Below are 10,120 nucleotides of genomic sequence, written 5' to 3' on the forward strand. Positions count from 1 at the left end.
GAGACGGCCATGAAGAAGATCCTCTACACGCTGCTCGCGACCGTCAGCGGTCTCGTGCTGCTGTTCAGCTACCGAACGTCTCTGGAGGCGGTCACCCCGACCGACGCCAGTGCGGCGACAGCGGGCAGTTCGTCGACGACCGCCGACACCGGCGCGAGCGGCTCGGGAACCACGTCGAGCTCAGGAACCACGTCTTCGAACTCGGGAACCACGTCTGCCACCGGCCTCGCCGACGGAACCTACACCGGCACATCGTCGCAGACTCGCTACGGGCCGGTGCGGGTGCAGATCACCGTCTCGGGCGGACGGATAACGGATGCGCAGGCGGTCGACTACCCGAACAGCAACGGCCGGGATCGGCAGATCAACGGCACCGCGATCCCGAGGCTCGTCTCGGAGACGATCCAGGCTCAGAGCTCGAAGATCCAGATGGTGTCCGGCGCCACCTACACGAGCGATGGCTACCTCTCGTCGCTGCAGAGCGCGATCGACCAGGCGCAGAGCTGATGCGTACCGCGAATGAGGGGACGCGGGCCTGGGTCGAAGAGATCATGGGCATCCCGATGAGCATCCACCTGATCGGCCCGGAGGAGACGACCGACGCGGGCGCCGACCGGGCTGTGCAAGCATGCTTCGACGAACTGCGCGAGATCGATCGGGTGTTCTCGACGTATCGCGCCGATTCCGACATCAGTCGCATTCGCCGCAGTGAGCTCGCTATCGCGGATGCGGACAGCAGGATGTCGCTGGTCGCAGATGCCTGCGAACGCGCCGAACAGGACACCGGCGGACTGTTCTCCGCCCGGTGGCGCGGATGGTTCGACCCGACCGGATACGTGAAGGGCTGGGCCGTGGAAGCAGCGAGCCGTCGGCACCTCGAGCCGCTGCTGTCAGCTGCGACCGCGGTCGGGATCAACGCCGGCGGAGACCTGCAGCTGTTCACGGCGGCGGGAGTCGACTGGCGATGGCAGGTGGGAATCGCCGACCCGCACGACCGTAGCCAGATAATCGCGGTGATCGACGTGGTGAACGGCGCGGTGGCGACCTCAGGGACGGCGGAGCGCGGGCATCACATCCTCGATCCGCGCACCGGCCGCCCCGCGACGGGTGTCGCGTCGGCCACGATCGTGGCCGACGGTCTCACACAGGCGGACGTCTGGGCGACCGCTGCTGTGGTGGCCGGTCCAGCGGACCGCTCGTGGATTGCGGCCGCGGGATCCCGCACCGGCATCGTCGTCGACGATGATCGTCGGGTGACCCGCTGGCTCGGCACCACGATGGTTGATGTGCAGACGACGACGGCCGGTGCGCAGCCGATCGGGGGATGCGCACTCGTTCAGGGATGAGCCGGCAGTGTGAGCAGGAAGGTCGTGCCGGATGTCGTCGATCGTTCGACCTCGATGGAACCGCCGGCACGGCGGGCGACATCCCGCACGAGTGAGAGACCGAGACCGAAGCTGCGGGGGCGTCCACTCTCGCGCGGACGCGCGAACCGCTCGAAGACCTGGTCCGGGGAGATGCCCTCGATCCCGGAGCCCTCGTCGATCACGCGCACCGTCACGTTCCGGAGGTCTCTCCCGATGTGGATTGAGACAGTGCCGCGGGCGGGGGAGTGCTGCACTGCGTTGTCGAGCAGCGCGACCAGGATGCGGACGAGCGTGACGACCGGCAGCTGCACCTCCGCCTCCTGATCCACCGTGATCGTGAGCGAGACCTCGGAGTCCTGTGCGCTCGTCGTCACCGCGGCTACGGCTGCGGCTGCCGCTGTCGCAACGTCCGCGTTCCCATCGGGAATCGATTCCCCCTCCGCAGCGATCAGCAGATCGTTGAGTACGTCGGCCATCATGTCCGCATCGTGCCGGAGGTCGGTGAGGCCCGCCCCGATATCTTCGCCGCGATCGTGACGGCGTTGCAGTACCTGGACGCGGCTTGTCAGTGTCGTCAGTGGCGTGCGGAGCTCGTGACTCGCGTCGGCCACGAAGTTCCGCTGCCGACGCAGCGCCTCCCCGAGCGGGCGGACCGACCGTCGCGCGGCGACCGCGGCGACCACCCCGAGCAGCACCACGCCGATCAACCCGAGGATGATCACGGTCGGCACGACCACGTCGATGTCGACGATGAAGTCGTCTCTCGTCCCGGCGGGACCGCCGACCCAGCCGCCGCCGTGCTCCTCGCCTTCGCGGCGTGACGTGGAGAGCACCACGGCGATCAGCACTCCGATGCCGATCGCGACGATCACCCCGGACGAGATCCCGACCCAGAGCCCGATGGACAGCGCTGCGCGTCGCACCCGCCTCGTATCGGCGTCGCTCATGACGGTGTTCCCGCACGGTAGCCGCGCGCGCGGACGGTCTCGATCATGTCGGGAGTCGTCTTGCGCCGCACATAGTGCACATACGTATCCACCGAACTCGTCGTGTCTCCTTCATGGAACACGGCGCGGAGGATCTCGTCCCGACTGAACACGTGCTCGGGGCTGGTGCTCAACAGCTCCAGGAGCGCGCTCTCCGTCGCCGTCAGCGCCACTCGGATTCCCGATGGATCGTACGCGGCCTGGGCGTCCGGCGTGAACACCCACTCGCCGAGGCGCCGACGCACCCCCTCAGCGCGGAACGCGCGCCGCAGCGCCCGAAGGCGCGCCAGCAGCTCGTCATAATCGAAGGGCTTCACCAGGTAGTCGTTCGCTCCGCCGTCCAGCCCCGTGACACGATCGTCCACGGTACCGAGCGCGGTCAGCATCAGGATGGGGGTCGTGATGTGCGCGGTGCGCACGGCACGGATAAAATCGACGCCGTCCATGCCGGGGAGCCGTCGATCGACGAGCATGGCGTCGTATCGCCTGCTCAGCGCGAAACGGAGCGCGGTCTCGCCGTCCGAGGCATGCTCGACGTCGTACACGTCTTCCAGCACTTCGACGGTCAGCGCAGCGATGTCGGCGTCATCCTCCACGTAGAGGAGCGAACTGCGCGGCCTCTGTGCCGAGTCACCCATGGTCGGCGTCCTGTCGTCTGCGATCGAGACCATCAGCGTACGCCCGACCCAAACCCGGTCGGGTATCGCAGACTGATCTTCCGCATGCCGTCGCCGTCCGGCCAGAAACGATCGTTTCTGGCGTGACTTCGTATTCTGCTCCGCGAGGGGTGCCGCAAACGTGCACCGGAAGCCGATTTCGACAGACAGTTTCGGCGCACTGGAGGATCAAGTCTCGCTCGATGCCGAGCCTGAGGTCCGAGGATCGGTGGCTCTTCAGTGGATAACGGAGAAGGGGCGGCCTTGAGGCCGCCCCTTCTCTGCATGAATCGTGACTCAGTGCCCGGCGCCGAGGTTGCCGGTGAGGCGGCCGTGGAAGGCTGCGGCGGTGTCGTTCAGGCCTTGGATGGTGACGTTTGTTCCGTGGTTTTCGTACTTGGTGACGATCGCGTCGAGGGCTGCGACGGTGGATGCATCCCAGACGTGGGACCTACTCATGTCGATGACCACGGTGTCCGGGTCGTCGGCGTACTCGAACTGGGTGGTGAGGTCGTTGCTGGACGCGAAGAACAGCTCTCCGTCGACGGCGTAATGCGCTGTGTCGCCGTTGTCGCTGAGGGTGCGGGTGACACTGACGAAGTGGGCGACGCGGCGGGCGAACATGATCATCGCGGCGATGACTCCGAGGATGACGCCGACGGCGAGGTTATGCGTCCAGACCGTGGCGATGACGGTGATGAGCATGACGGCGGTCTCGCTCTTCGGCATGCGCTTGAGCGTGCTCAGGCGGATGCTGTGCCAGTCGAAAGTCGCGATCGAGACGAGGATCATCACGGCGACGAGCGCTGCCATGGGGATGATCGCCACCACGTCACCGAGCGCGAGCACGAGGACCAGCAGGAAGACGCCGGCAAGGAAGGTCGAAATCCGGGTGCGGGCGCCGGAGGCTTTGACGTTGATCATGGTCTGGCCGATCATCGCGCAGCCTCCCATGCCGCCGAACGCGCCGGAGAGGACGTTCGCTGCACCCTGTCCGAGTGCCTCACGGGTCTTGCGGGAGTGGGTATCGGTGATGTCGTCGACGAGCTTCGCGGTCATCAGCGACTCGAGCAGGCCGACCACGGCCATTGCCAGAGCGTAGGGAGCGATGATCTGCAGCGTCTCGAAGGTGAGCGGCACATTCGGAATGAACAGCGCCGGCAGGCTCTCGGGGAGTTCTCCCTGATCGCCCACGTTCGGCACGTTCCATGCGAAGACGACGACTGCCGCGGTGAGCAGCACGATCGCGACGAGTGGTGCCGGGATGACCTTCGTGATCCGCGGCATGAGATACATCACGAGCAGGCCGACCGCGACGAGCGGGTAGACCAGCCAGGGAACGCCGATGAGCTGCGGAAACTGCGAAGTGAAGATCAAGATCGCCAGAGCGTTCACGAAACCGACCATCACCGACCGCGGGATGAAGCGCATCAGCTTCGCGACACCGAGCAACGCGAGGACGATCTGGATGAGTCCACCGAGCAGGACCGTGGCGATGAAGTAGTCCATGCCGTACTCACGAGCGACGGGCGCGATGACGAGCGCGATCGCTCCGGTGGCCGCGGTGATCATGGCAGGGCGGCCGCCGAGGAACGCGATCGCGACGGCCATGATGAAGGACGAGAACAGGCCGACCCGGGGGTCGACGCCGGCGATGATCGAGAACGCGATCGCCTCCGGGATCAGGGCAAGTGCGACGACGAGCCCGGCGAGGACTTCGCGGGTGAGGAGGCGCGGGCTGCGTAGAGCCTGCATGACGGTGGGTTCGATGCGGTAACGCGACGCGGAGTCGCGGGTGGGGGTGACGGCAGTCATGTGCCCTCCGGGTGTTGGGCTCTCTCGTGAGAGCGCGGGAAACGAATGGGAGCGCAGCGGCGCGCAGGCGTCGGTCAGGCCGACGCGGGAAGATATGGGGAGCGGGCGCGAGAGCCGCGCCGATCTAGACTCTAACGTAACGTGAGTGTTGTGGGGAAATCAGTGGAAGACGAACACGTGACCGTCGAAACGATGCGGATCGGCGAGGTCGCCGAGCGCACGGCGCTCTCATTCCGCTCGCTTCGACACTGGGACGACGTGGGGCTCGTGCAGCCGTCCGCGCGCACGGAGGGCGGGTTCCGGCTGTACACCGAGAAAGACGTCGAACGCATCCTCATCGTCCGCAGAATGAAACCGTTGGGTTACACCCTCGACGAGATGCGTGAACTCCTCGACGTTGTCGATGCCCTCACCATCGACCCGAGCGATATCGCGCTGCGCGCCCGGATCGACGACATCCGCGACGGCGCCGACCAGCGCCGTCAGAAGCTCACGGAGCAGCTCGCCATGGCCGACGAGTTCGTGCACCTTCTCGGCCAGCTCTAAAGAGACGGATAGGCGGGGTTCGAGACCTCGGGCCCATAGTCGTTCGGCCTGCCGTAAACGATCGTCTGCGGCGCGGTGAGTGAAGGCACACCAGATCGAATGCCAGAAACGTGCGCCGTAAGCGGGTTTCGGTAGGCGTATTCGGTGGGGTGTGAGCCGGATGTACTTACACCCAGGCCCCAGAGATGTCGCCTGGGGTGAAGCCGTTCCAATAGGTCATCAATCACTGTATAGTTCAGTGTGTGCTGACTATTTCCTCACGCCTCGATGTCATGAACCGGCTCGGCCGGGCCATGGCCGATCCCACGCGTTCCCGAATCCTAATGTCTCTGCTCGGTGGACCGAGCTACCCGGCTGTGCTCTCTCGTGAGCTGGAGCTGACGCGTTCGAACGTGTCGAACCATCTCACCTGCCTGCGTGACTGCGGGATTGTCGTTGCCGAGCCGGAGGGTCGCCAGACTCGTTACGAGATCGCCGACCCGCATCTTACGGCTGCGCTCGTCGCGCTCGTGGACGTGACGCTGGCGGTCGATGAGCACGCGCCGTGCGTGGACTCTGCGTGCACGGTGGCTGGCTGCTGTGGGACGGGGGCGGACGCGTGAGCGCGGCGTGTGGCTGCGAGCACGAGCCTGCCCAGCCTGCCACTGCGGCGGAGGATGAGACCGAAGAGGTTGTGCGGCCCTGGTGGAGGGACCGTGGGATCATGGTGCCGGTCTTCTCCGGTGTCGCATTCCTGGCCGGTCTGATCCTTGAATGGTCCGGCCTCGAGATCCCGGCGCTGGTGTTGTTCTGGGCCGGTCTGCTCCTCGGTGCGTCGACGTTCACGCCCGGCGCGATCCGGAAACTGTTCAAGGGCAAGCTCGGTATCGGGCTGCTGATGACGATCAGCGCGATCGGCGCGGTCATCCTCGGCTACGTGGAGGAGGCTGCGGCTCTGGCGTTCTTGTACTCGATTGCTGAGGCGCTCGAGGACAAAGCGATGGACCGTGCCCGGGGCGGGCTGAGGGCGCTGCTGAAGCTCGTGCCGGAGACAGCGACCGTGCTGCAGAACGGCGTCTCTGCGCAGGTGCCCGCGAGAGAGCTGACGGTCGGCCAGGTCATGGTGGTCCGTCCCGGCGAGCGGATCGCAACCGACGGGATCGTCCGTTCTGGCCGCTCCAGCCTGGACACCTCGGCGATCACCGGGGAGTCGATCCCCGTCGAGGTCGAGCCCGGCGATGCGGTGTCGGCCGGTGCGATCAACAGCGCCGGCGCGCTGGAGGTCGAAACGACCGCTGCGGGCACCGACAACTCGCTCACCACGATCGTGGAGCTGGTCGAGAAGGCGCAGACCGAGAAGGGCGAGCGTGCACGTCTCGCGGACAGGATCGCCCGCCCGCTCGTACCCGGCGTTCTGATCCTCGCAGCGCTCGTCGCGATCATCGGGTCGCTGCTGGGCGATCCAGAGGTGTGGATCACCCGCGCGCTTGTCGTGCTGGTCGCCGCTTCTCCGTGTGCGCTGGCGATCTCGGTGCCGCTGACGGTCGTCGCCGCGATCGGCGCAGCAAGCAAGTTCGGCGTGATCATCAAGTCCGGCGCCGTCTTCGAGCGCTTCGGCACGGTCCGCCACGTCGCGGTCGACAAGACCGGCACCCTCACCCGCAACGAACCTGCGGTCACCGCGGTGCTCACTGCGAACGGCGTGACCGAGACACAGGCGCTGGCCTGGGCGGCCGCACTGGAGCAGCACAGCACGCATCCCCTTGCCTCTGCGATCACCGCCGCGGCCCCGGGCACACCGGCAGCTGCAGATGTGACCGAGCAGGCCGGGCACGGCATCGACGGCACTGTCGGCGGATCGAGAATCACCGTCGGCAGTCCTCGCTGGCTGGACGCGGGCGACCTCGGGAAGCAGGTCGCGGAGTTGGAGGAGCAGGGCATGACCGTCGTGATCGTCCACCGCGACGGAACCCCCGTCGCCGCGATCGGCGTCCGCGACGAACTGCGCCCTGAAGTCCCCGAGGTAGTCCGGACGCTCACCAACCAAGGCGTCGGCGTGACGATGCTCACCGGAGACAACGCCCGCACCGCTCGTGCACTGGCCGCGCAGGCCGGGATCAGCAACGTGCGCGCGGAACTGCGTCCCGAGGATAAGGCAACCGCGATCGGCGAGCTGTCAAAGGCGGGGCCGGTCGCGATGATCGGCGACGGAATCAACGACGCACCGGCCCTCGCTGGCGCAGACATCGGTATCGCGATGGGCGCCACCGGCTCCGACGCGGCAATCGAATCCGCCGACGTGGCCTTCACCGGCCATGATCTGCGCCTCATCCCGCGAGCGTTCGATCACGCCCGCCGCGGTCGACGGATCATCAACCAGAACATCATCCTGTCGCTACTGATCATCACTGCACTGCTCCCGCTCGCGCTCTTCGGCGTCCTGGGGCTCGCGGCCGTCGTCCTGGTCCACGAGGTCGCGGAGGTCATCGTGATCCTCAACGGCCTGCGTGGCGCACGCACCCGCACGCCACGACTGGAAAGCTGATGCTCGCAACTATCGGTTCAGCGATCGGCCTGTTCGCGGCAACCAACATCGACGACATTGTCGTGCTCACCGTGCTGTTCCTGGCTTCCAGTCGAGGGAAGCCCCGGCCGTGGCAGATCGTCGCGGGCCAGTATCTCGGGTTCATCACCCTCGTCGTGATCAGCGTGATCGCCGCTCTCGGTCTCACCATCGTTCCGGACGAATGGGTCGGTTTCCTGGGTCTGATCCCGCTCGGCATCGGCATCTGGACGCTCATTCGCGGCCTGCGCCGTAACAGCGATGACGATGATGACGACTCCAAGATCACCGCGGTCGGACTATGGGGCGTCGCAGGGATCACGATCGCCAACGGGGCCGACAACATCTCCCTCTACACGCCGATCTTCCGCACCAGCGCCCCCAGCGACGTCGCGATCATGATCGTCGTATTCCTGATCCTCGTCGCGGTCTGGTGCGCGGCCGGCCGGCTGATCGGCACCAACAAGGCTGTTACCGAGGGGCTGGAGCGCGTCGAGCACTGGCTCGTACCGGCCGTGTTCATCGGCCTGGGCCTGTTCATCCTGATCGAATCTGGGGTCATCGTCCGTCTGATCGAGGTGCTCGCATGACCTCCTCCCAGTCAGAGGCTCATCCGCCCGCTGCGCGCAAGCTGTCGTCGACCCGGCGGCGGCAGCTCACTGGTGGAGCGCTCTTGATCGCCGTGGTCGTCGTGCTGATCGATCAGGGAACCAAGGTGTGGGCCGAAGCGACCCTCACCGACCGTGAGCGCATCCCGCTGATCGGTGACCTGCTGGGTTTGCAGCTCGCCTATAACCCCGGAGCGGCATTCTCCTTCGGGGAAGGCTTCACCTGGGTGTTCGCGCTGCTCGCTGTCGCCGCCACGGTCACAGCGATCGTGTTCGCGTTCCGAGTGCAACGCGTGAGATGGGCGATCGTCATCGGCGCGCTCGGCGGCGCTTCCGCCTCACACGCAGGCGACCGCCTTTTCCGGGACCCCGGATTCGCCCGTGGTCACGTCGTGGACTTCCTCGCCTACGGAAACTGGTTCATCGGCAACATCGCCGACATCGTAATCTTCGCCGCAGCGATCACCGGAGCAGTTTTCATGATCCGCGCCGGGGATGAGAGCACCGAGTGAGATCCGTTGTGCGGTGGTGGGACACCCATCAACTCGCCCTCTACATCGGCGCGATCGCCGTGGGCAGCCGTTGAGTGAGTTCACGCTTAGGCAGGCGGGCGGTCGCGATGTAGGCGCAGAGCCACCCACCAGCCGCATCGTCGACAGATGAAAGCGCGATCGTCTCCGAGTGCGTGCAGCTTCTTGCGTGGCAGATGTCGCCCGCAGCACGTGCACGCAACGTCCTCGTCAGTCGCCATGAGCGGAGAGCGCCTCTCGAATCTGTTCAACCGTTGGCATCCCGGCCAGCCCAGCAGGGGTGCTGTAAATACGGCAGGCGAGGTCATTGCTTCGCCCCGACCCCGGAAAGAGATCGTTACCATCCAGGGTGATCGTGGGGGAGCCCGCGAACGAGACTGCGCCCGCGTCCTCCTCCGTCCGGATGAGTCGGTAGTGAACCTCCGATTCGTCGTGGCCTGTTTCTCGTAGCGCCTCAGAAACACGACGGCCAGCCTCAACCCAGCTGGGGCAACCGGCGATATAAAGCAGCTCAATCTCCACGACTCAATCATCCTCGACTTCGCTGTTGATGTCGTGCCCGGGCTACCACCGAAAACGATCGTTTACGGCAGCCGCGTCAACCTCGACCGCAAGGTGCACGACACGCCGGAAACCTGCCCGCCGAAACCCCCTGCCGAAACTTATATCGCCAAAACCTCGGCCGCAGCGTTTTCGGCAGGGGCTGTTCAGGCGGCGACCGGATCCTTGCTGACGAGGGTCAGCACGTCGTACATCGCGACGATCTCGTCGCGCTGATTGCGGATGACCGCGTCCCAGCGCACCTCGCCGTACTCGTCGGTCTCGCGCGGAGTGATCTGCTTGGCCGTCAGCTCGACCCGGATGCTGTCCCCCGGCGACACCGGCGTGACGAACCGCAGGTTCTCGAGCCCGTAGTTCGCCAGCACGGGGCCGGGCTCGGGATCGACGAACAGCCCCGCCGCCCACGACACGAGCAGATAGCCGTGCGCCACGCGTCCGGGGAAGAACGGGTTGGCCGCCGCCGCGTCCTCGTCCATGTGTGCGTAGAAGGTGTCGCCGGTGAAGTGCGC

12 protein-coding genes are annotated in these 10,120 nt (G+C 66.1%); 7 read left to right on the forward strand and 5 right to left on the reverse strand.

The window, feature by feature from the left end; genetic code table 11:
- Positions 1–9: 9 nt before the first annotated feature.
- Both BFN01_RS10780 and BFN01_RS10785 read left to right on the forward strand, forming a co-directional pair.
- A complete protein-coding gene (locus BFN01_RS10780) occupies positions 10–507 on the forward strand; it encodes an FMN-binding protein (RefSeq protein ID WP_071644268.1) in 498 nt (165 codons plus the stop codon).
- The gene (locus tag BFN01_RS10785; RefSeq protein ID WP_033105317.1) at positions 507–1,346 is read left to right on the forward strand and encodes an FAD:protein FMN transferase; all 840 of its coding nucleotides are present in this window, start codon (positions 507–509) and stop codon (positions 1,344–1,346) included. Before BFN01_RS10780 ends, BFN01_RS10785 begins: the two co-directional genes overlap by 1 nt.
- On the opposite strand, the gene BFN01_RS10790 is transcribed toward BFN01_RS10785, so the two are convergent.
- The 3 genes from BFN01_RS10790 to BFN01_RS10800 form a co-directional block, all read right to left on the reverse strand.
- The gene (locus BFN01_RS10790) at positions 1,337–2,314 is read right to left on the reverse strand and encodes a sensor histidine kinase KdpD (RefSeq protein ID WP_033105316.1); all 978 of its coding nucleotides are present in this window, start codon (positions 2,312–2,314) and stop codon (positions 1,337–1,339) included. The genes BFN01_RS10785 and BFN01_RS10790 overlap by 10 nt on opposite strands.
- Positions 2,311–2,991, reverse strand: coding sequence for a response regulator transcription factor (locus tag BFN01_RS10795; RefSeq protein ID WP_033106335.1), 681 nt, complete (start codon positions 2,989–2,991; stop codon positions 2,311–2,313). Before BFN01_RS10795 ends, BFN01_RS10790 begins: the two co-directional genes overlap by 4 nt.
- A gap of 315 nt (positions 2,992–3,306) precedes the next feature.
- Positions 3,307–4,824 (reverse strand): SulP family inorganic anion transporter, encoded by a 1,518-nt coding sequence (locus BFN01_RS10800; RefSeq protein WP_071644270.1) that lies wholly within the window; start codon positions 4,822–4,824, stop codon positions 3,307–3,309.
- Between the two features lie 177 nt (positions 4,825–5,001).
- Here BFN01_RS10800 and BFN01_RS10805 point away from each other — a divergent pair, with 177 nt between their 5' ends.
- The 5 genes from BFN01_RS10805 (at position 5,002) to BFN01_RS10825 (ending at position 9,032) form a co-directional block, all read left to right on the forward strand.
- Positions 5,002–5,370 carry a MerR family transcriptional regulator gene (locus tag BFN01_RS10805; RefSeq protein ID WP_071644276.1) on the forward strand — a complete coding sequence of 123 codons (369 nt, stop codon included), beginning with the start codon at positions 5,002–5,004 and terminating at the stop codon, positions 5,368–5,370.
- Between the two features lie 242 nt (positions 5,371–5,612).
- On the forward strand, positions 5,613–5,972 hold the full coding sequence (locus BFN01_RS10810; RefSeq protein ID WP_036275916.1) for a helix-turn-helix transcriptional regulator: 360 nt from the start codon (positions 5,613–5,615) through the stop codon (positions 5,970–5,972).
- Entirely contained in the window at positions 5,969–7,894 is a 1,926-nt protein-coding gene (locus BFN01_RS10815) for a cation-translocating P-type ATPase (RefSeq protein WP_218161811.1), read from the forward strand. Before BFN01_RS10810 ends, BFN01_RS10815 begins: the two co-directional genes overlap by 4 nt.
- Positions 7,894–8,502: a cadmium resistance transporter gene (locus tag BFN01_RS10820; RefSeq protein ID WP_036275918.1), complete on the forward strand. Its 609-nt coding sequence runs from the start codon at positions 7,894–7,896 to the stop codon at positions 8,500–8,502. The genes BFN01_RS10815 and BFN01_RS10820 overlap by 1 nt, the downstream gene beginning before the upstream one ends.
- Positions 8,499–9,032 carry a signal peptidase II gene (locus tag BFN01_RS10825; protein WP_029264099.1) on the forward strand — a complete coding sequence of 178 codons (534 nt, stop codon included), beginning with the start codon at positions 8,499–8,501 and terminating at the stop codon, positions 9,030–9,032. The genes BFN01_RS10820 and BFN01_RS10825 overlap by 4 nt, the downstream gene beginning before the upstream one ends.
- 228 nt (positions 9,033–9,260) lie before the next feature.
- On the opposite strand, the gene BFN01_RS10830 is transcribed toward BFN01_RS10825, so the two are convergent.
- Positions 9,261–9,572: a hypothetical protein gene (locus BFN01_RS10830; protein ID WP_029153956.1), complete on the reverse strand. Its 312-nt coding sequence runs from the start codon at positions 9,570–9,572 to the stop codon at positions 9,261–9,263.
- Positions 9,573–9,757: 185 nt separating this feature from the next.
- Positions 9,758–10,120, reverse strand: a 363-nt coding sequence (locus tag BFN01_RS10835; protein WP_256221126.1) for a MaoC/PaaZ C-terminal domain-containing protein, incomplete at its 5' end; no start/stop codon positions are given.

It is taken from the genome of Microbacterium sp. AR7-10 (assembly GCF_001878835.1).
Lineage (GTDB): Bacteria > Actinomycetota > Actinomycetes > Actinomycetales > Microbacteriaceae > Microbacterium > Microbacterium commune.